16 protein-coding genes are annotated in these 21,715 nt (G+C 44.7%); 10 read left to right on the forward strand and 6 right to left on the reverse strand.

Going from position 1 to position 21,715, the window contains the following annotated elements; translation table 11 throughout:
* Nucleotides 1–11 precede the first annotated feature (11 nt).
* Complete coding sequence (locus AACT42_RS04860) at nucleotides 12–1,505, reverse strand: DUF2867 domain-containing protein (RefSeq protein WP_094133186.1); 1,494 nt, start codon at nucleotides 1,503–1,505, stop codon at nucleotides 12–14.
* Nucleotides 1,506–1,545: 40 nt separating this feature from the next.
* Between AACT42_RS04860 and AACT42_RS04865 the strand changes: the two genes are divergently transcribed.
* From AACT42_RS04865 to nspC, 8 genes are all read left to right on the forward strand, one after another.
* Nucleotides 1,546–2,922 (forward strand): MATE family efflux transporter, encoded by a 1,377-nt coding sequence (locus AACT42_RS04865; protein WP_094133185.1) that lies wholly within the window; start codon nucleotides 1,546–1,548, stop codon nucleotides 2,920–2,922.
* 123 nt (nucleotides 2,923–3,045) lie between these two features.
* Complete coding sequence (locus AACT42_RS04870; RefSeq protein ID WP_013857013.1) at nucleotides 3,046–3,717, forward strand: ABC transporter ATP-binding protein; 672 nt, start codon at nucleotides 3,046–3,048, stop codon at nucleotides 3,715–3,717.
* On the forward strand, nucleotides 3,698–6,151 hold the full coding sequence (locus tag AACT42_RS04875) for an FtsX-like permease family protein (protein WP_094133184.1): 2,454 nt from the start codon (nucleotides 3,698–3,700) through the stop codon (nucleotides 6,149–6,151). Before AACT42_RS04870 ends, AACT42_RS04875 begins: the two co-directional genes overlap by 20 nt.
* Nucleotides 6,152–7,285: a lipocalin-like domain-containing protein gene (locus AACT42_RS04880; RefSeq protein ID WP_064625093.1), complete on the forward strand. Its 1,134-nt coding sequence runs from the start codon at nucleotides 6,152–6,154 to the stop codon at nucleotides 7,283–7,285.
* Nucleotides 7,286–7,565: 280 nt separating this feature from the next.
* Nucleotides 7,566–8,711, forward strand: a complete 1,146-nt coding sequence (gene nhaA / locus AACT42_RS04885) for a Na+/H+ antiporter NhaA (protein ID WP_026027720.1) — start codon at nucleotides 7,566–7,568, stop codon at nucleotides 8,709–8,711.
* A gap of 543 nt (nucleotides 8,712–9,254) precedes the next feature.
* Complete coding sequence (locus AACT42_RS04890) at nucleotides 9,255–12,143, forward strand: pyridoxal phosphate-dependent class III aminotransferase (protein WP_094146909.1); 2,889 nt, start codon at nucleotides 9,255–9,257, stop codon at nucleotides 12,141–12,143.
* Between the two features lie 16 nt (nucleotides 12,144–12,159).
* Nucleotides 12,160–13,404, forward strand: a complete 1,245-nt coding sequence (locus tag AACT42_RS04895) for a carboxynorspermidine synthase (protein ID WP_094133952.1) — start codon at nucleotides 12,160–12,162, stop codon at nucleotides 13,402–13,404.
* A 64-nt stretch (nucleotides 13,405–13,468) separates the two neighbouring features.
* Nucleotides 13,469–14,602 carry a carboxynorspermidine decarboxylase gene (gene nspC, locus AACT42_RS04900; protein ID WP_017046172.1) on the forward strand — a complete coding sequence of 378 codons (1,134 nt, stop codon included), beginning with the start codon at nucleotides 13,469–13,471 and terminating at the stop codon, nucleotides 14,600–14,602.
* Nucleotides 14,603–14,656: 54 nt separating this feature from the next.
* Here the strand turns inward: nspC and AACT42_RS04905 are convergent, their stop codons facing one another.
* The 3 genes from AACT42_RS04905 to AACT42_RS04915 all read right to left on the reverse strand — a co-directional run bounded on the left by AACT42_RS04905 (nucleotide 14,657) and on the right by AACT42_RS04915 (nucleotide 18,280).
* On the reverse strand, nucleotides 14,657–16,267 hold the full coding sequence (locus AACT42_RS04905) for a methyl-accepting chemotaxis protein (protein ID WP_026027718.1): 1,611 nt from the start codon (nucleotides 16,265–16,267) through the stop codon (nucleotides 14,657–14,659).
* A gap of 359 nt (nucleotides 16,268–16,626) precedes the next feature.
* Nucleotides 16,627–17,139, reverse strand: coding sequence for a glycine cleavage system protein R (locus AACT42_RS04910; RefSeq protein ID WP_013857004.1), 513 nt, complete (start codon nucleotides 17,137–17,139; stop codon nucleotides 16,627–16,629).
* Between the two features lie 202 nt (nucleotides 17,140–17,341).
* Nucleotides 17,342–18,280: a DUF3943 domain-containing protein gene (locus AACT42_RS04915; protein WP_240507690.1), complete on the reverse strand. Its 939-nt coding sequence runs from the start codon at nucleotides 18,278–18,280 to the stop codon at nucleotides 17,342–17,344.
* Between the two features lie 156 nt (nucleotides 18,281–18,436).
* Here AACT42_RS04915 and AACT42_RS04920 point away from each other — a divergent pair, with 156 nt between their 5' ends.
* Both AACT42_RS04920 and AACT42_RS04925 read left to right on the forward strand, forming a co-directional pair.
* Complete coding sequence (locus AACT42_RS04920; RefSeq protein WP_094133954.1) at nucleotides 18,437–19,675, forward strand: CinA family nicotinamide mononucleotide deamidase-related protein; 1,239 nt, start codon at nucleotides 18,437–18,439, stop codon at nucleotides 19,673–19,675.
* Between the two features lie 263 nt (nucleotides 19,676–19,938).
* Nucleotides 19,939–20,193 (forward strand): hypothetical protein, encoded by a 255-nt coding sequence (locus AACT42_RS04925; RefSeq protein ID WP_013857001.1) that lies wholly within the window; start codon nucleotides 19,939–19,941, stop codon nucleotides 20,191–20,193.
* 67 nt (nucleotides 20,194–20,260) lie between these two features.
* Here the strand turns inward: AACT42_RS04925 and yfaE are convergent, their stop codons facing one another.
* Together yfaE and nrdB are read right to left on the reverse strand one after the other, a co-directional pair.
* On the reverse strand, nucleotides 20,261–20,539 hold the full coding sequence (gene yfaE / locus AACT42_RS04930; protein WP_013857000.1) for a class I ribonucleotide reductase maintenance protein YfaE: 279 nt from the start codon (nucleotides 20,537–20,539) through the stop codon (nucleotides 20,261–20,263).
* The gene (gene nrdB, locus AACT42_RS04935; RefSeq protein WP_010318364.1) at nucleotides 20,539–21,672 is read right to left on the reverse strand and encodes a class Ia ribonucleoside-diphosphate reductase subunit beta; all 1,134 of its coding nucleotides are present in this window, start codon (nucleotides 21,670–21,672) and stop codon (nucleotides 20,539–20,541) included. The genes yfaE and nrdB overlap by 1 nt, the downstream gene beginning before the upstream one ends.
* Between the last annotated feature and the right edge of the window lie 43 nt (nucleotides 21,673–21,715).

Genomic DNA, 21,715 nt, shown 5'->3' on the forward strand with positions numbered 1-21,715 from the left:
TAGCGATTTCGCTAGCTCTTTTTTTGTGCCTTTTTGACGATGGCTTTGACCATGCCATTAAAAATAAAAAGGTGGGCAGGCATCATCGCGAACCAGTAAAGTAACCCTAAGAATCCTTTGGGGTGCCACCATGCGGTCACATTGAGTTCTCGCGTTTCGCCTAGATCTTTAATGGTAAATTCCAATCGCCCTAATCCTGGGCCTTTCATCCCAAAAAGAAGAGACAAAAACTGTTGAGGTTGGCAGCGGATCACTTTCCACGAATCAATAAAATCGCCAACTTGCAGTTCCGGGCCACAAGGGGAGCGGCGCACAGGTTTGCCACCACCGAATAAAAGATCGAGCCATTCGCGTGTACGCCATAGTGCATTGGCAAAAAAATAGCCTTCTTGGCGGCTGCCTATGGTTCGGATAACATCCCATAAAGCCTCAGCAGAAGCGCTGGTCTGAATCGTTGCTCCTGCCTGTTTAGGATAGTAGCCAAAACCGGGTTGCCAACGCTGTAGGGCACTTGGATCAAATCCCCACACCTGCGAGCGTGTAAATTCCCCTTCATGCTCGATTATTTTGGTGACAACGTCACGATACGAGATCAGTCTTTGAGGATAGCGTGCTTCAATGGCTTGTGAGTCGGCAATGTAATCATGATCTAAACCGGCAAGCAGTGCTCTGCCAATATTAGAGGGGACGGAGGTGACAAGACCTAGCCAGTAAGACGCCATTTTTGGGGTTAATAGTGGGGTAGACCATAACCGAAAAGGTTTCTGCGTTGCCTGACAAATAATGGCAAATTGTTCTCGGTAGGAGAGGGTGTCAGGCCCACCGACTTCAAACAATTGGTGGGCAACGGGCTGTTCCTTGGCTAATTCAAGTAGATAATGATTGAGGTTTTCCAGCGCTATCGGATTTGCTTTGGAATCAACCCATTTGGGAGTGATGAGCATCGGTAAGTTGTAAACAAAATCACGCATGATTTCAAATGCGGCTGATCCCGGTCCAAGAATGACACCAGCTCTTAATTCGGTGACTGGGACGGGACTTTTCCTAAGTAGATCGCCTGTCATTTTCCGTGCTTTGAGGTGCTCTGAGTTTCCGGTTTGTGGCTGAATCGCACTTAAGTAGATCAGGTGTTTGACCTGGCTAACCTCAAGGGCTTGTTTAACGTTTTCCGCCAACGACAATTCATAGTCGACGAAATCATGTCCTTGCGCCATACCGTGCACTAAAAAATAAACCAGTTCAAATTGTGGGATAAGCGCAAGTGTCGCCTCTTTATCGGTAAGGTCTAAATAACGCAAGGTAAGGTTGGGATGAGATATGGCACGTGAGGTTAAGTAGTCAATGTGCCTAGCTGCGGCCGTTACTTGAAAACCTTGCGCTAATAGCAAAGGTAACAATTGTGAGCCGACATAGCCTGATGCGCCGAGTACTAACACTTTTTTCATGACGGTCCCTTCAAATAAGATGGTTAGATTATGCTCACAGCCGTATAATAGCGACTTCATTTTTCCTGTGCTATCAATGTGTTGAATTTGAGGTGATCGGTTGTCTGTTTTTTCGCAAATCGTGTTACATACAAGAGGCGATTTTTTCCGTCGCTTAATGGCTATCGCTCTGCCGATCACCTTGCAAAGTATTATGTTTTCTAGCCGTGGTCTAGTGGATGTTTTGATGCTAGGGCAATTAGGTGAGGCAGAAATTGCTGCGGTAGGCGTTGCCGCTAGAGCAACTTTTGTCACCACCATCATGCTAGTGGGCGTGACAACCGGAGGCGCACTTTTAACAGCTCAGTATTGGGGCGCAGGAAACAAACAGGGCGTTCGAGAAAGTACGGCACTTACGTGGTTAGTCGCTAACCTATTTGCTGTCATGACGGTGGCACTATTTTTACTGTTTCCAAGTCAAATCATGGCACTAACCACGGATTCCGAGACCGTTAATGCGCTAGGTAGCCAATATTTGATTATTACCTCACTCAGTATGTTTGCTGTAGCTTGCGTCAGTAGCATGGCGGTAGGGCTGCGAGCGATGCATAAACCGGGGCTCAGTACGTTTTTTAGCGGTATTGGTATTGTTTCAAACGTGTTTTTAAACTGGGTGCTGATTTTCGGCAAATTGGGTTTTCCCGCGATGGGAATCGAAGGTGCGGCGATTACTACCGTGCTCAGTGGTTTTATTGAAGTCGCGTGTTTATACGGTTACCTCTATGCCAAGAAACATCTGTTAGCGTTTGGAATTGACGATATTCGAGCCATCATTGAATGGCCTACCATTTCTCGTTTTTTGAAGCTTTCGTTGCCAACTACCTTTAATTTCCTAGCATGGGCAGGCGGTTTATTTGTCTATCATGCCATCATGGGGCAGAGTGGTGTGCAAGGCTTAGCTGCGTTATCGGTGATGACGCCAGTAGAATCAATTTCATTGAGTTTACTGATTGGGATGTCGAATGCGGCTGCGGTTTTAGTCGGTAACCAACTTGGCGCTAAGCAGTACGATGCCGTTTATTATCAAGCCTTGGGCCTAACTATCATCAGCCTTCTTGTGGGCGTGGTTGTCGCTGCCGCTTTGTATGTGGTGCAGATCCCTATCCTGAACTCTTTCACCGCCTTGACGGATGAAACCCGTGCTTTATCTGAAGAGTTTATCGTGATACTGAGCCTTGGCATCATTTTACGTTCCATTCCAATGACGGTGATTGTTGGCGTGTTGCGAGCTGGCGGTGACGTAAAGTTTTGTCTTTATCAAGATTTAGTCGCGCAGTGGCTGATCGGTATTCCGTTAGCCGCATTTTGTGCGATTGTGCTTGGGGCTAAGCCTGAAGCCATCTATTTATTGTTTCTCGTTGAAGAGTTGATTAAATGGGGCGGTTCTCTTTATCGAATGAAAAGCAAGAAGTGGATGCGAAATTTGATTGAAAATTAGACACAACGCAGTTAGGTGGTGCAATTTGATGCACATAATGTGATCCGGTATCCAAAATGCTTTCTACTGCAGGAGAATTAGTGTAGATTCACAATCCAATTTTAGTCGATTGCGAGCGATTTGATGTTACAGCTGACCAACCTGTGTAAAGGCTATCTAGATGGCGATGAATTTCATCCCGTGCTACAGGGGGCAGAGTTAACATTAAACCGAGGCGACCAAATCGCATTGATGGGTGAAAGTGGTTCGGGTAAGAGTACATTACTCAACCTTATTGCCGGATTAGATATTGTCGATTCTGGCGAAATTTGGTTTCCAAGTTTTGCCATGCATGACACGTCAGAAAATAAGCGTACCGCTTATCGCCGAAATAACATTGGTCATATCTTTCAGCAGTTTAATCTTCTTCCCACCCTCAATCTCGCGGATAATATTCGCTTTTGTCGTCAGTTGAAAGGAATGCCGGAAGACCAAGGTTTACTGCGTCAAATTCTTTCTTCGCTTGATTTAATGCCGTTGCTAGGCCGATACCCTGAAGAGGTTTCTGGTGGGCAGCAGCAGCGTGCTGCGATCGCGCGCTCCTTGTACATGGAGCCTAAGATTTTATTAGCAGATGAACCAACCGGTAGTCTTGATGAGCGTAATGCCGAGGCGGTGATGCGTTTATTGACGACCTTAACTCGCCAGCTGGATTGCACGTTATTATTGGTGACGCACAGTGAAAAAGTCGCGCAGCATATGGATGGTCGCGTACGTTTACAAGGAGGGTTGTTGCATGTTATGGCCCGTAGTTAAGGCGCTACTTGGTCATTATCGGCGTTATCCTTTACAAATCATTCTAGTATGGCTGGGTTTAACGCTTGGCGTTTCATTATTGGTGGGAGTGACGGCCATCAACCAGCATGCTCGTCAAAGTTATGAACATGGCGAAAAGCTGTTTTCTAATCCATTACCTTATCGTATTCGCTCCAAGCATATTGCCAATAAAATCCCCCAAGGTTTCTATATTCAGTTGCGCCGTGATGGATTTTCGCAGTGTGCTCCTTTTGAAAACTATCGCTTGACGACAAAAAATGGCGCGGATATTTCATTGATTGGGCTTGACCCTATCGCCATGTTACCAACTGATAGTGGTCTAGCGTTGTCAGAATTTTCGACATTATCATTGATGAATCCGCCGTATCCTATTTTGGTGAGTGTTGATCTCGCTCGTCTCCAAGGTTGGCAAACGGGTGATTTTATCGTGCTTGATGATGAATCAAAGTTAGGTCCTATTCAGATCGATCAACAAGATCTCATCAACGGCACACGCGTTATTGCGGATCTATCCTTGGTGCGTATGCTCAAGAAAAGTTCGGGCTTATCTGTTATTGCTTGTGGTGATATGCCGCCAGAGAAACTGAAAAGACTAAAAGATAATTTACCTAATGGTTTGACGCTAGTCCGTAGTTCTCGCACTGAGCTGGAATCACTCACGCGTGCTTTTCATCTCAATCTCAATGCAATGGGTATGTTGGCATTTTTGGTCGGGCTATTCATATTCTACCAAGCCATGTCTTTATCTTTAATCCAGCGTCAACCTTTAGTCGGGTTATTACGGCAAGCGGGCGTTTCTGGCTGGCAGCTTACCCAAGCATTGGTGATTGAGTTGTTTGGCATGGTCCTGCTTAGCTGGATATGCGGTAACGGATTGGGGTTATTATTGGCCAATCAACTTATTCCAGCGGTTTCAGCCAGTTTGGGTGACTTGTATGATGCTAATGTCGGTTTATCGATTAGCTGGAATTGGCAGTGGAGTAGTTACAGTTTAGCCATGGCGTTGATTGGTGCATTTGCGGCGTGCGCTTGGCCCCTCGTCCGGTTGCTAAAATCGCAGCCTATTCGTCTTTCGGCTCGTCTCTCTTTGCTTCGATTTGCTGGCACAGAATTTCGCCTGCAAGCCCTTGTTGCTTGCGCATTGACTGTCGCGGCGATTGCCGTGTATCAAGTTCCACAAACGCAACTTTCTGGTTTTGCAATTATTGCGTTGATGTTACTCAGTGTTGCGCTGTTTACGCCTTATCTTATTTGGACGCTGTTCAACAGTTTTTCCTACTCACTCGCTTGGGTAAAAGCGCGTTGGTTCTTTGCCGATGCAGCCGCCAGTATGAGCTATCGCGGTGTCGCAACTATGGCATTTATGATTGCTATGGCGGCGAATATTGGCATTGAAACCATGGTCGGTAGCTTTCGCGATACTACTGAAAAATGGTTAAACCAACGTTTAGCGGCCGATATTTATGTCTATCCTACCAACAGTTCAGCATCAAGAATGAGCAGTTGGTTGAAAGCGCAGCCTGAGGTCAATGATGTTTGGTGGCGTTGGGAAAAAGATTTAGCCACTGACAAAGGTGCATTGCAAGTGGTCAGCACAGGTATCTCCGATGGTGAGTTAGACTCGTTGACGGTTAAACTCGCTGTTCCTAACTATTGGTATGATTTACACCATTCAAAGAGTTTGATGATCAGTGAATCCATGGCGCTTAAATTAGGCATTAAGCCTGGTGATTTTATTGACCTTTCTGAGCCTTTGGGCCAAAAGTGGCAAGTCGTGGGGGTGTATTACGATTATGGTAACCCTTACCACCAGGTCTTATTGTCACACCAAAATTGGTTATTTGCGTTTGCCAGTACGGGAAATGTGGCGCTAGGAGTGGTTTTGCACGAAGGTGTGAATGACCAAGGATTAAAGAAGCGACTAGAATCGGTATTTAGGTTGGGCCCTGAGCGGATTTTTGATAACAATCACATCCACACTCAAGCGATGCGGGTGTTTGACCGAACCTTTGCCATCGCCGATACGCTCGGGCGTATTACTTTGTTGATTGCCGTGTGTGGTATTTTCTTTGCTACGTTAGCCGGAGAGGTTTCCCGCCAGCGACATGTTTCGCTACTGCGTTGTTTGGGTGTTTCTGGTAAAGAGCTGGTGGTGATTGGCAGCTTGCAATTATGTGTTTTTGGGGCGATAGCGCTCGTGATTGCAATGCCGTTAGGGCTTGCACTCGCTCGTCTTGTGGTGGACATCGTGATTAAACAATCCTTTGGTTGGACAATCCAACTGCAGTTGATCCCCGGGGAGTATTTGAAAACGGCAGCATGGGCGATGGTGACCTTGATGTGCGCAGGCGCAATCCCGGTTATTCGTTTGGTCAGAAGGCCACCGATTAGCTCATTTAGAGACGCGTTATAAATGATGAAACGATACCTCGTACTTTTTTGCTCTTTGTTGATTGCTGTATTGTTCGGTCTCTATTCGTGGCACCAGTATTGGCAGACGCAGCAAACGATTTCAGAATATGCTGTTTCTGAAACAGCTTCTAAGCAAATGGATACATCATCAATATCGAAAGAGCACCCGTTCGAGCTCGTGCTTCCTAATCGCCCGGTACGACTTCCTCAAGATTTCAATTTTCATCAAGGTTTTGAACATGAGTGGTGGCATTACTTTGCGAATGTCAGTGATGAACATGGGCAGCAATATGGGATCCAGTGGAGTTATTTTCGTCTCGCTAATGAAGCTCGAGATGCCAATGGATGGCTTAGTCCTCAGCTTTATCTTGCTTATGTGGTGATCTCTTCAAAGAATGAAGTCTGGCGTGAACAGCGGATTGCGCGGGGCGGAATTGGTCAAGCCGGCTTAGAATTAAAGCCGTTTAAAATGTGGATTGATAATTGGAACTGGCGCGCACCGGGGACGACTCCATTTCCTGGAGTATTAGACGTAGCGACGGACACGTTTTCACTCTCATTAAAAAATAACCTTTCCGGGCCATTTGTATTACCTGGTCAGCAGGGATACCAAAAAAAGCATGATTCACTCTCTTTAGCCTCATATAGTCTCCAAGCACCGTTTTTGCAGGTCAAAGGTGTGCTCAACTTAGGTGTTAACTCTCAACCCATTCAAGTCACAGGTAATGCATGGCTGAGCAAGGAGTGGGGTAATAATCTACTGCCTAACGCTAAACAGGGATGGGATAAGTTGTTCGTTAAACTCGATAGCAAAACAACCTTATTGGTTAATCGCCATCGTTATTTTCAGCAAGAGCCCTATTTGTTTGGGGCAATTGTGAAAGATTCGGGCACCACGATCGCACTATCTGCTGATGAAATTGATTTAGTTCCTGTCGTTTCTGCCGCGTCGGAGAATGAGCGTGACATCCCGTTACAATGGGTGGTAAACATCCCTAAATATAATATTCATCTGGTGACGAAAGCGGTGAATCGCGATCTGTGGTCACCCTTTCTGATCCCTTATTGGGAAGGCCCAATTATCACCGATGGTAGTCATAAGGTGACGGGTTTCATGCAGCTAACGAGCAACTAAGTTCAAATATTTACGGAATCTAAAGGTCAAGTTGTTCTTGACCTTTTGTGTTTTTGTGATCTTTTTTTATTTTGTTGTAAAATTGTTATGTATGAAAACTAATTAGCAATGGGAAAATAGTGAAAACCAAGGAATATACGTTGTATTGTTATGCTTGACTCGGAAATTCCGATTCTTAATATCTGAACAAGCGATTTTTACTTCTATCAGCTACTGTATAAACTCTGTCATATTCATTTGTTAATGATTTATTAACATGCATAACTATAAGGACGATATCATGAGTGATGTGATTCGCGACTTTTTCAAGATGGAATCAGCAGGTGGTATTTTGCTGGTTATTGCTGCTGCAATTGCAATGATGATTGCTAACTCACCGCTAAATGATGTGTACCAATCTTTTTTACATTCCTACGTGTTTGGAATGTCAGTGTCGCATTGGATCAATGATGGCTTAATGGCCGTATTCTTTTTGTTGATTGGTTTAGAAGTCAAACGTGAATTGTTGGAAGGTGCTCTTAAATCCAAAGAAACGGCTATTTTCCCAGCCATTGCAGCCGTCGGCGGCATGCTTGCTCCAGCATTAATTTACGTGCTGTTTACGGCTGGTGATGCACAAGCGATTCAAGGTTGGGCGATCCCAGCGGCCACTGATATTGCGTTTGCGCTAGGTATTATGGCGCTATTGGGTAAACGTGTTCCGATCAGCTTAAAAGTGTTCTTGCTGGCGCTTGCGATTATTGATGACTTAGGGGTTGTGGTCATTATTGCGCTATTTTATAGCGGTGATCTTTCTACCATTGCGTTAACCGTCGGTTTCTTAATGACTGGTGTGCTTTTTATACTAAACAACAAGCATGTTACCAAAATCAGCCTTTACTTAATTGTCGGTGCGATTTTATGGTTTGCCGTGCTTAAATCTGGTGTTCATGCAACCTTGGCTGGTGTAGTGATTGGTTTTGCTATTCCGCTGAAAGGTGATAAAGGCGAATATTCTCCGCTAAAGCATCTTGAGCATGCGCTACACCCGTATGTCGCTTTTGGTATTCTGCCATTGTTCGCATTTGCCAATGCCGGGATTTCACTGGAAGGGATCTCCGTATCTAGCCTCACGTCAATGTTGCCTTTGGGCGTGGCTCTTGGCCTATTTATTGGTAAGCCATTGGGTATTTTTACCTTCAGTTGGGCTGCGGTGAAACTCGGTGTCGCTAAATTGCCTGAAGGGATCAATTTCAAGCATATTTTTGCCGTGTCAGTGCTATGTGGTATTGGCTTTACAATGTCGATTTTTATCTCGTCATTGGCTTTTGGACCGACCAATGCTGAATTTGATACGTTTGCACGGCTCGGTATATTAATGGGCTCAACCACTGCCGCGATTGTAGGCTATATATTGCTTCGTTTATCTTTGCCAAAAAACGCATAAGAATAATCAGCCCTCCGTAATACGAGGGCTGATTCATTTTATAAACTAACCATTTGATTTATCAATATTCTTAATCAATAGAAAATTTAAGTTTTTATCGATTTATTGAAAATTATTGCCAGCGTAATTATTTTTTGATATTTTTCGCACCAATCTCGGACAGTAGCTTCTGGGGGACACGCGTAATGACCATTCAGGCTGATTGTGACATTACGTAGGGTAGGTATCAGCAAGTCCTTTTGTTGATAGACGGGATACTCTTGCAGCGGGAGCTGCATGTGAATGGGAAACCCAACATTGAACTCATCATCACTTAACACACTGACGTTAATCAGCTTTGTACTTCCTCTATGCCCTGTGCTTGAAGACAGTTCTATCACCGAACCTTGATTCTCTGATTTAGTAATCTTTCATCGAAGACGATGAACCAATTTCCGTTTTTGCCTTTTGGCTAATACGGAGCTTATTGCTATGTCATATTTCCTTATATTCAAACCAAACCAAGGAAATAGGCGGAAATTTTCACATTCAAGGGGAAGGGAAATGAGCACAGCCTTTGAAGTCGATAACACTATCGCAAACATTTTTTCATCTCAGGTACCTGTTGTTGAAGGTATTTATGATCTCACACCGGACCAAATTCTACTCGATCAAATTGAGCATGAATCTGAAGTTCGTTCATACCCACGCCGTCTACCGATTGCCATCAAGCAAGCTTATGGTGCGTTAGTAGAAGATACGCGCGGACAAATTTTCCTCGACTGCTTAGCGGGCGCGGGAACGTTGGCGCTTGGGTATAACCATCCAGAGATCAACCAAGCACTGAAAGAGCAGTTAGATTCAGGTCTGCCATATCAGACATTGGATATGACAACGCACGCTAAAGACAAATTCATCAAGCAAGTAAAAGCATTTTTGCCTGAAGAGTTTGCAAAAAATTCCGCGATTCAATTTTGTGGACCTTCTGGTGCGGATGCTGTTGAAGCGGCTATCAAGCTGGTGAAGCAGACAACGGGTCGTAACACCATGTTTGCGTTTCGCGGTGCTTACCACGGTATGACCAACGGAACGATGGGCATGATGGGCAACCTGAATACCAAAGCTCGTCGCACAGGATTAATGTCGGATGTGCATTTTATGCCATTCCCATACAACTTGCGCTGCCCGTTTGGTTTAGGGGGAGATGAAGGTGCCAAAGCGAGCATTCGCTACATCGAACGTCTGCTGAACGATGACGAAGCAGGCATCATGAAACCAGCGGCCATTATTGTTGAACCTGTTCAAGGTGAGGGTGGCGTTATTCCCGCTCCAGCATTCTGGCTGCGTGAGCTACGCCGTATCTGCGATGAACACGGTATTTTATTAGTTTTCGATGAAATTCAATGTGGTGTAGGTAAATCGGGTTACCGCTTTGCATTTGAAGAGTCTGGCATTTGTCCTGATATTCTTTGCCTATCTAAAGCCATTGGTGGTGGTCTACCAATGTCTATTCTTGTGTTCAAGAAAGAGATCGATACTTGGAAACCGGGTGAGCACACAGGCACGTTCCGTGGTAACCAATTGGCCATGGTTTCTGGTGCGAAAGCGTTAGAAATTATTTTACGTGATAACCTCGTTGAACACGCTAATGTCGCGGGTCAGTACCTACGCCAAGGCCTTGAAGCGATTCAACGCCGCGTGAATTGTATTGCGGAAGTTCGTGGCAAAGGTTTGATGCTTGGCCTTGAAATTCGTAAACCAAACGGTGAAATGAACAAATTTGGCGAGCCAATGGCCGATGGTCAATTAACACTCGCTATCCAACGCGCAGCACTTGAGCGTGGGTTGATGGTTGAAAAAGGTGGCCGTGAAGGATCCGTTATTCGTTTCTTACCACCGATTATCATCTCATTCGAGCAGATCGATTTTGCCCTGCGCACTCTTGAAACGGCGATTTTAGCTGCAGGTGGCGGCGAGAAAGATCCAGAGCCAGAAAATCAAGCGTGGAAGAAGCATTTTATCCAAACCGGTGAAATGGGTAGCAATGAATTTGCCGCTGTGATGAACCATGCCACTTCTGTGATGAAAGCTGTCTTTGAACAAGCCAAAGCGCCTTATTCAGGTTTGGATCCAAAGCAGCTTGAAGAAGCGATTTACGCAGTAGATTTGGATAACAAAAATGCGCCATTGAAGGATGTGATCTCTGAAATGGCAGATCTGGTAGCCAAAAATTCCATTATCGTTCAACACCCAGATTGTATTGCTCACCTGCACACGCCACCCTTGATGCCATCAGTAGTGGCTGAAGCGATGATTGGTGCATTAAACCAGTCTATGGACTCATGGGATCAATCGTCTTCTGCTACCTATGTTGAGCAGAAAGTGATTGATTGGATGTGTGAAAAATACGAACTCGGCGCTCAGTCGGATGGTATTTTCACCAGTGGTGGCACGCAAAGTAACCAAATGGGCTTAATGTTAGCTCGTGACTGGATTGCCGATAAATTAAGTGGTCATTCTATTCAAAAGCTGGGCTTACCTGAGTATGCCGATAAGCTGCGTATTGTGTGCTCGAAAAAGTCGCATTTCACCGTGCAAAAATCAGCCTCTTGGATGGGGTTGGGCGAGAAAGCCATTTTGGCGGTTGATGCGAATCCAAACGGCACAATGGATGTCACCAAACTGGAAGCGGTTGTTGCACAAGCGAAAGCGGAAGGTCTTATTCCTTTTGCTATTGTTGGAACAGCAGGCACAACGGATCACGGTGCGATTGATGATCTGTCGACGATCGCGGATGTAGCACAGCAACATGATCTATGGATGCATGTGGATGGAGCATACGGCGGTGCATTGGTTCTAAGTAGCCATAAAGCACGTTTGCACGGTGTTGAGCGTGCGCACTCGGTCAGCGTCGACTTCCATAAATTGTTCTTCCAAACGATCAGTTGTGGCGCGGTGTTGCTCAAAGATAAAAGTCACTTCAAGTATCTACTGCATCATGCGGATTACCTTAACCGTGAACATGATGAACTGCCAAACTTGGTGGATAAATCTATTTCTACGACCAAGCGTTTTGATGCATTGAAAGTGTTTATGACAATGCAAAACGTAGGCCCTAAGGCTTTGGGTGAGATGTACGATCATCTGCTAGAACAAACACTACAAGTGGCAGATTTAGTTCAGCATCACGATGCTTTTGAACTCTTGGCTGAGCCTGCTCTCTCCACCGTGTTATTCCGTTCCGTGGATAAACAAGCGGTAGATTTTGACGAGTTGAACAAAGCGTTGCGTTTAGAAGCATTGACACGTGGTGTCGCGGTGTTGGGCGAGACGATTGTGGATGGCAAAACAGCGCTTAAATTCACCATTTTAAACCCATGCTTACAACTGTCAGATTTCAAAGCATTACTTAATAAGATTGAAGTACTAGCCTCTGAGCTAGCCAAGGTATAAAGGAATACAAACAACCATGTCTATTTTACAAATTGGCGCGGGAGGCGTTGGCTGGGTTGTCGCACATAAGGCGGCCCAAAACAACGACATACTCGGTGATATTGTTCTTGCTTCTCGTACTCTTGAAAAGTGCGAGAAGATCATTGAATCGATCAAAGGAAAAAATAACCTTAAAGATCCAACTAAAAAACTTGAGGCACGCACCGTCAAGGCGGATGACGTAGCCTCGTTAGTTGCATTAATTAAAGAAATCCAGCCTGATCTTGTGATCAACGCTGGCCCTCCTTGGGTAAACGTGCCAATCATGGAAGCATGTTATCAAGCCAAGGTTTCCTATCTAGATACATCGGTTGCTGTTGACCTTTGCTCTGAAGGTCAACAAGTGCCTGAAGCGTATGATCCTCAATGGGCATTTCGTGAAAAATTTAAGCAAGCAGACATTACCGCTATTCTCGGTGCTGGTTTTGATCCGGGCGTGGTTAGCGTGTTTGCCGCGTATGCGGTGAAGCACCTCTTTGACGAAATCGACAGTATTGATGTGATGGACATTAATGCAGGCGATCACGGCAAAAAATTTGCGACTAACTTTGATCCAGAAACCAATATGTTAGAGATTCAAGGCGACTCTTTCTATTGGGAAGAAGGGCAGTGGCAGCGTGTTCCTTGCCATTCACGAATGCTAGAATTTGATTTTCCTCAGTGCGGCCAGCACAAGGTGTACTCCATGTCGCACGATGAAGTGCGTTCGATGAAAGAGTTTATTCCGGCCAAACGTATTGAATTTTGGATGGGTTTTGGTGATCGTTATCTCAACTATTTCAATTGCATGCGTGATATTGGTTTATTGAGTCCAAACCCATTGACGCTGCAAGATGGTACTGTGGTTCAACCACTTCAAGTGCTTAAAGCGATGCTGCCAGACCCAACCTCTTTGGCTCCTGGCTACAAAGGCCTGACTTGTATTGGTACTTGGGTGCAAGGTTGGAAGGATGGTAAACAGCGCAGTGTCTTTATCTACAATAATGCAGACCATGAAGTGGCATACCATGATGTAGAGCACCAAGCCATCGCTTACACCACGGGCGTTCCTGCCATTACTGCGGCATTGCAGTATTTCCAAGGGCATTGGGCACAAGCGGGCGTGTTTAACTTAGAGCAGCTTGACCCTGATCTGTTTTTAGAAACGATGCCGAAATTAGGTTTGGATTGGCATGTTCAAGAGCTCGATATCGGGCAACCAGAGATTAAAATTCTAAAATAAGAGTTTTCGATAGTTAAGCCGATGCAGATGTGTCGGCTTTCTTCAATTTGAGAGTGATAAATAGATGCAAAAAAGCGAACTCCAAACGCCCTATTTTATGATTGATGAATCACAGTTGATCGCGAACCTAGAAATCGCGAAGCAGCTCAAAGAGATGTCGGGCGTCAAACTCGTCTTGGCTTTAAAATGCTTCTCTACTTGGGGAGTGTTTGACATCATCAAACCTTACCTAGATGGCACCACCAGCAGTGGCCCATTTGAAGTAAAATTAGGTTACGAAACGTTTGGTGGTGAAACACACGCCTATAGCGTTGGCTACAGTGAAGCTGATGTTAAAGAAGTGGCCGATATTTGCGACAAAATGATTTTTAATTCGCAATCCCAGTTGGCCGCTTACCGTCATTTAGTTGAAGGCAAGGCGTCATTGGGTTTACGTTTAAACCCCGGCGTGAGTTACGCTGGGCAAGATCTTGCCAATCCCGCACGTCAGTTTTCTCGTTTAGGTGTTCAAACAGACCATATTGATAACTCAGTGTTCGATACTATCAATGGCGTGATGTTCCATATGAACTGTGAGAACAAAGATGCTGATGCGTTCATTGCGTTATTAGATTCGATCTCTGAGCGTTTTGGCCAATATCTGGATAAGTTAGATTGGGTCAGCCTAGGCGGTGGTGTGTTCTTCACTTGGCCTGGTTATCCGCTAGAAAAATTAGCATTAGCGCTTAAGGCCTTTTCAGAAAAGCATCAGGTTCAGCTTTATCTTGAACCGGGTGAGGCGATCATCACGAAAACGGCTGATTTAGTGGTGACTGTCGTCGATATCGTTGAAAATGGCATGAAAACAGCGATTGTTGATTCGGCAACTGAAGCGCATCGTTTAGACACACTGATTTACAAAGAGCCAGCGGCTATCTTAGAAGCGAGTGCGAACGGTGAACATGAGTATGTCATTGGCTCGTGTTCTTGCTTAGCGGGTGATCAATTTTGCGTGGCTTCATTTGAACAGCCATTATCGATTGGTCAGCGGTTGCATATCATGGATAGCGCGGGCTATACCATGGTGAAATTGAATTGGTTTAATGGCCTTAAAATGCCTTCCGTGTATTGTCAACGCAGTACAGGAGAGCTTCAGAAACTGAATGAATTTGGCTATGAAGACTTTAAACGTTCATTATCTCAATGGTCGGTAAACTGATGACAATAGGCCTCACCATACAGTGGGTGAGGCCTATTTTTGTAAAATCACACCTTAGAGTTTAAAGCTTTTCATTCTTTCGTCTAATTGGCGTGAAAGAGCGGCCAAGGTTTCACTCTCTTCTGCCAAATAGTTTGCCGATTGTGACATCTCCAATGCTGAATCGTTAATGCCACTGACGTTACGGTTCATTTCTTCGGCCACTGCACTTTGTTCTTCTGCCGCAGTGGCGATTTGAATTGCTTTATCACTCACATGCTGAATATGACTGACGATCAAGGAAAGATCGCTGCCTGCATTTTCTGCCCGCTCCACACTGTTATAAGCGAGATCTTGGCTTTTTTGCATCGCGTTTGATGTACTAACGGCCAGTTGCTGTAAGCGGTTAATGGTGGTTTGGATTTGGTCAGTGGAATGATGAGTACGGCTAGCTAAATTTCTGACCTCGTCGGCGACCACTGCGAATCCTCTACCTTGTTCTCCAGCACGTGCGGCTTCAATCGCTGCATTTAGCGCAAGTAAATTAGTTTGTTCAGAAATGCCGCTGATCACTGTGGTAACTTCACTGATTTGCATCACGCCTTCTTTGAGTTTGTGCACTTGCTCAGTGGCCACTTCCAGCTCTTTTGAGAGCGCTTTAATGCTGTCCACACTGGAATGTACGTCTTTATCGCCTAAGCCGGCTTCTTTGCTGGCATCCAATGTGTCTCTTGCTGTCTCTTCTGCATGGCCTGCAACATCGGCAACTGTCGCACTCATTTCATTCATCGCGGTTGCGAGCTGGCTTAATTGGTCACGTTGGCTGGTCACCGCTTGGCTAGTTTCTTCCGCAGAAGAAGCGATGCGAATGGCGGCCTCTGCAAGCAGGTTTGCTGAGGTGACCGACTCGGTTAATGCTAAACGCACTGCGCTTACACTGTCATTGATACGACATGCCACAATGCCAATCTCATCTTCTCCCATTACTGGGACTTGTGCGGTTAAATCGCCGCTTGCCACTTTTTTCATGACTTCTTTAATTGACTCTAACGGCATAATGATGGCTCGGCTGATGACCACCCCAAGCGTTGCCATCACAAACACAACTGCCAATGTCGCTCCTCCCATCTTGAGGATCTGTTTGTTGATCGCCTCTTCAATGTCATTGATGAGCATGCCTGAGCCGATAATCCAATGCCACGGCGCAAACCCGTGGACTGCCGATAATTTCTCTGCGGGTGTTCCACTGTTAGTCTGCCAAGGATATGTCAACGTGCCTTGTTGACCATTTTTGCCAAGTTCAACCATAGTGAACCAAAACTCGCCTTGTGTATCTTTTCCTGGGCTTCCCATCTGTTTGCCAACCAAATCAGTGCGAATCGGATGGGCAATGGTGTAACGAGACTCATCGATAGCAAAAAGATAGTTGTTGCTGTCAAAACGTGTGTTGTTGATGAGTATCTTCGCTTGTGATTTAGCTTCGTCTTCGGGGAGTGTTTTCTGAAGGTGTGAGATTTGTGAGAGGAGAGTATCGATAACTGCGTTCAACCTCGCTTCACGCTCTACGACTAAGTTACTTCTCAGCGCGCTAGTTGCAATGAACAGTAAGCTCAATAAGCCAACAATTGCAACCGCGATAATAGCGGTCAGCTTGTAGCTGACCTTAATATTTTCAAGCTTCAACATGACGTTACCACCATTAAAACAACCCAACCTTATTGCTGGGCATATTGGTTTACCTGTTGTACTTGAGGTTACCGTGATGTTGGTTACGTTTGATTGCCAGAGTCACAAGGTTTGTTAATGCTCATTAGTAATCATCCGTTTATCCATCTGACGGCGTCTTCAAGTTATTCGGCATCTAGGATTTGCAGGCTTAGATTAATTATGGTTACCCGCTCTCTAATATTGGAATATGGTCGTCATTTCGCGAATGCAATTAGTTGATTTTGTTAACTGAATCACAACTTTAATCTTACTTAATAGATAGTGAGATCGATAAAAAAGGAAGCATCAGCTTCCTTTTTTCGGGGGCGTAAACGAGATTACACTTCTAATATCACGCGCGTATCTTCACTGAGCGCTTCAAGCTCATCGGCTACGTCTTCAATTTGTATCGCAGCTGGGAGCTTGATGGCTAGGTTGGCGGTAAATAAACTTGAGCTGACACCGCCACCACCCGCAATAAAAACGCGTTGGCAATCCATATCTAAAATATTGATACCTTGATTATCAAGAAGGTGGGTGATTTCGTTGACGATGCCTGCACGGTCGTTTGCATCAATCCGCAGTTGGTAAATCGTTTCTTTTTCGTGTTGATGTACGTCAGAATCAACAATCTGCACCAGAAGATCGGGTTGTTCTCTAAATGCTTGTTGAACGATAACGGCATTTGAGGTCGGTAACTCTATTTTAATGACGGCAGCTACTTGGTTTTCAATAAAGTTCACTTTACTTATTAACCATTTTCCACCATTTTCATGAGTGATAGCGGCAAGATGTTTAATTGTGGCTGGTGTTGCACTGCCGACGAAATTGACGATAAAAGTACTGTTCATAATAGGCCTCCCATAGCAAGCTAACGAAAGATAAATCGTTGATCTTGAATTCCTTTCACTTCAGTGTAGAGGCCTATCTTAGATAAGACTTGATGAGAGTCAATTTTTTACATTTACGCAGTCTCTTGCTTGTCAGTATTCATACTTGGGCCACAAAAATAGCCTCGGCTTTAGGCATTGGCCTTGTGCTTAGCCCTGTGTTTTAAAAACTGACTTTGAGATTAAGGCCATAAAATTGCGAATCATAGCTAGCGCCTGAGTCCAAAGCAAACTTTGCGGCATCTTGGTTACCAAACCAAGGTGTGCCATTAAATTCTACTTCGGCATTGCCTCCCCAAGCATTTGATACCCAGCCATGGATATGTCCAACAGGGTTGAGGAAGAAAAGTGTGACATCACCCAGAGTCGATGAACCCAACACTTCACCACCTGTGGTAACAATATCTTGTTCCGCTTCAAACATCAGTTCACCGACAACCGCACCGAAAAAGGGCGTAATAAACAAGTCTTGCCATGACGGTATCTCGGCAAACGATTCTACGCCATATTCCCAAAAGAAAGTCGACATAACACCGGAGTAAAGAAAAGATTCAAACTCATTAAATCCAGCATGTCTTGCGGCTGTGTAGTAAACGCCGCCAAAGTAGGGGTGCATAATGTAGTTGAGATAATGCTCATCTCTATCCCAAGTGGGGCCGGATGATACGTTATCTTTCCATTTGCTGCCTATGCCGCTTATGCTGCGATCCTCTTCATCCCATTTGGTAATGGATGCAGGCAAAAATGTCATTAAGCCAACGGTTGCTACGCTTAATCCTAAGATGGTATAGGTTTGGCCTTTGAGATAGTCCCAGTCTTTTGTATCTTGCACGGTAAGATATTTAGGCAGCGTGGGCTCTTCAAGGTTTAGCGGTTGCGACTCTGCTAAGCTTGCTAAAAATGGAGAGTTCGATTGGTAAATATTCGGATCGTCATTAAAACAAGAAATTTGATTGCAGTCGACCGTATAGGAAAACTCAATGTGTTGGTTGAAATCGTATGCAGTGGCACTAGCACAAGCCGAAAACGATAACATCAATGGTATGATGCTTTTCTTTGACACGGAGGGCTCCAAAGTTTTGTTTTTAATGATCAGAATCACAATTATCTATTAAAGCGGCGGTGATGAAAACAGCAAATTATGTAAATAAGGAAACTTATGAGAAAAATAGCATTCAAAGCGTTATATATTGCACTTTATTCTCTGCCGTATTGATTGATAGCACACCTGTAAGCGTACACAAAAGGACACCATGATATGTTGAAAATAGCAATGTTAAGCACGGGTGAGGAAGTGCTCCATGGCGATATTGTCGATACCAATGCTGCTTGGTTATCCAGTGAGTTCTTCCAGCAGGGTTTTTCGTTAGTAAAACGATCAACGGTAGGCGATAGCCAGCAAGCCTTGGTTGAAGAGTTACTGATGCTTAGTTTCAATAATGATGTATTGATCGTAAATGGCGGGCTCGGCCCAACGTCTGATGATTTAAGTGCGGCGGCGGCGGCTCAAGCGGCGGACCAAAAGTTGGTGTTGTCTGTGCTGTGGAAGCAAAAACTGGACGAATTTTTTGCGCAGCGTGGTGTTGTGATGCCAGAAAGTAACCTCAAACAAGCGATGTTACCTGAGTTCTCTGACATCATTGATAACCCAATAGGGACGGCTTGCGGCTTTAAAGTTCAGATTAATGATTGTGTTTGTTATTTCACCCCCGGAGTACCCAAAGAGTTTAAGCTGATGGTCTCTGAACAGATTTTACCTGACTTGCTAGCGACATACCCACAACAAACGGGATTAGAGTGCAGCCGTTTATTCACTCTGGGTTCATCGGAATCGGCCATTTCAGATAAGTTGGATCAATTAGTCTTACCGGAAAGGTATATGCTGGGGTATCGTTCTTATCTGCCTTTTATTGAGGTGAAATTGTTTGGTCCGAAAAGTGATTTAGAACGCCGAGTAAAACTACTACAGATCATCTACCAGCATTTGGAACAACATGTTGTGAGTGTCGATGAACCTATGCTCACGCATATCGGTCATTTAATGCAAGACAAAGGATTATCGATCTCTATTGCAGAACAAGCGACCAAAGGTTGGCTCGCCAGTTGGTTGTTAAGTAACGAGCAGGTGGAAGCGTTGAGCGGTCACTGCTGGATTTTGAGCCGCAACGTTGAATCGGGCTTAGGCGATCAAGATCCACTCGCGGCGTCATTAGCGCTTGCTGGCGCAACGAAGGAAAAGTGTTCTACTTCGTTATCGCTCGTGACTGGTGTATTAAATGATGATCAATTTAGCCTAGCTTTATCGGCTCCGCAGGGAGAGTGGGGACAGATCCTCAAATTCAAGCGTCGTTACAGCGCCGATGAGCAGAGGGAGTTAATGGGGACCATCGCGGCTGATATGTTACGCCGCTATTTATCGAATAAGCCTATTTTTGCTCAGTATGGGGCACTAATCTCCGTCAAAGAGATGTTTTTACCTGCGAGCGCCATTGGCTAATTAACTCAATGTGTTAGCGTATTTTTAAGCCTAAGCTGTTGATAATTAAGTGCTTTGTATTTAAATTGTATCGGGTGGTAACTGCATGATTTTTTAGCTTATTCCGTAGGTTCGGTGAGGTGCTTAGCTTATGATTATTTCGTCTAAAGACTAAGCTCATGATTTCACGCATCAGATAAAATTGTTTCAAAATTGGGTCTTTTTTGCACACCTTTTCTCTGTACACTGTCAGTCCGCTCGATGAAATTCAGCAGGAGGCTGACATGTTTAACCAATCGAAAATTTTAGTTTGGTATAAAGTTGCAAGTCAAAAAGTGATCTTAGGTGAGGCATTGAGTAATGAAATGAGTGATGTTGTTTCTTTGTGGCTCAACGCTCCATCAGACTTAGATACGCCTAGCTATCAAGGATATAGACTTTCATTGTTTGATGGGGATGGCAGAGAAATCGCTAACAAATCCGTATCAATGGGTACAGCTGATGGCATTCTTCTAGGAATGTATAAAGCCAGAGCATAGCTCTGGCTTTACCTTTTTAACGCGCCAATGTGTGATGCGTTAACAGTGCACTATTGGCAGATCGAGATTAGGCTCGCCTTGCTTTGGGTCGATAATTAACACCAGCAAGTTCCACGTGGCTTTTGGCTTTACAAATACAGGGCAATATTTCATTGCGCTCTGTGTAAGCCATCGCAAAACCAACATATTCCACTTCGCCTTTAACGAGCGTGCAGCGACAGGCACCGCAGTGACCATCGCGACAGTTGTACTCTGGCTCTAGCCCCGCACTCTCCATACTTTCCAATAAAGTATTGGAAGAGTTTGATTCTATGGTTGTAACTTTGTTGATTTTAATGGTCGCCATTACAGCTCAAAGTCCTCGAAGTCATTGGCACGAACTTCATTGTCAATTTGGCCTACAAGGTAGGAGCTGATTTCTGCTTCTTGAGGTGCAACTTGTACGTTGTCTGAAGACAACCACGCATTAATCCAAGGAATTGGGTTTGATGTTGCGCCGGGGTAGGCGATATCTAAACCAACCGCTTGCATACGAACGTTGGTGATGTATTCAACGTATTGGCACAGAATGTCTTTGTTTAAACCAATCATCGAACCATCTTTAAACAGATATTCAGCCCACTCTTTTTCTTGTTCAGCAGCCGCTTTGAACAAATCAAAACACTCTTGCTTGCACTCTTCAGCGATTTGTAAGAAAGCGAAATCGTCTTGTCCATTACGCAGCAAGTTGATCATATGCTGTGTGCCAGTCAGGTGCAAAGCTTCATCACGTGCAATCAACTTGATGATTTTGGCGTTACCTTCCATCAATTCGCGCTCTGCAAAGGCAAATGAGCAGGCGAAGCTGACATAGAAACGAATCGCTTCCAACGCATTGACTGACATCAAGCAAAGATAAAGTTTGCGTTTCAGGTCACCCAAGCTAATTTTGACGCTCTCACCATTAATCTGATGTGTTCCTTCACCAAAACGGTGGTAGTCATTAGACAGTTGGATCAGATCATCGTAATAGTGTGCAATGTCTTTTGCGCGTTTCAATATATGTTCATTTTCGACGATGTCATCAAACACAATACCCGGATCATTCACAATATTACGAATAATATGAGTGTATGAGCGTGAGTGGATCGTTTCTGAAAATGACCAGGTTTCAATCCATGTTTCCACTTCAGGAAGCGAAACCAGCGGTAGTAGTGCCACGTTAGGGCTGCGACCTTGGATTGAATCCAGTAGCGTTTGATATTTCAAGTTCGAGATGAAAATGTGCTTTTCATGATCCGGAAGCTTGTTGTAATCAATGCGATCACTCGATACGTCGACTTCTTCTGGACGCCAGAAGAACGAGAGCTGTTTTTCTATCAGTTTTTCAAAAATTTCAAACTTTTGCTGGTCGTAACGAGCCACGTTAACCGATTGGCCAAGAAACATCGGTTCTTTGAGTTGATCATTCTTTTTTTGAGAAAAAGTACTGTAAGCCATAAATGCCTCAATCCCTTTTAAGCTCCCCTGCGTGGGGAGCATT

This window comes from Vibrio sp. V15_P4S5T153 (assembly GCF_963874485.1).
Classification (GTDB): Bacteria; Pseudomonadota; Gammaproteobacteria; order Enterobacterales; family Vibrionaceae; genus Vibrio; species Vibrio anguillarum.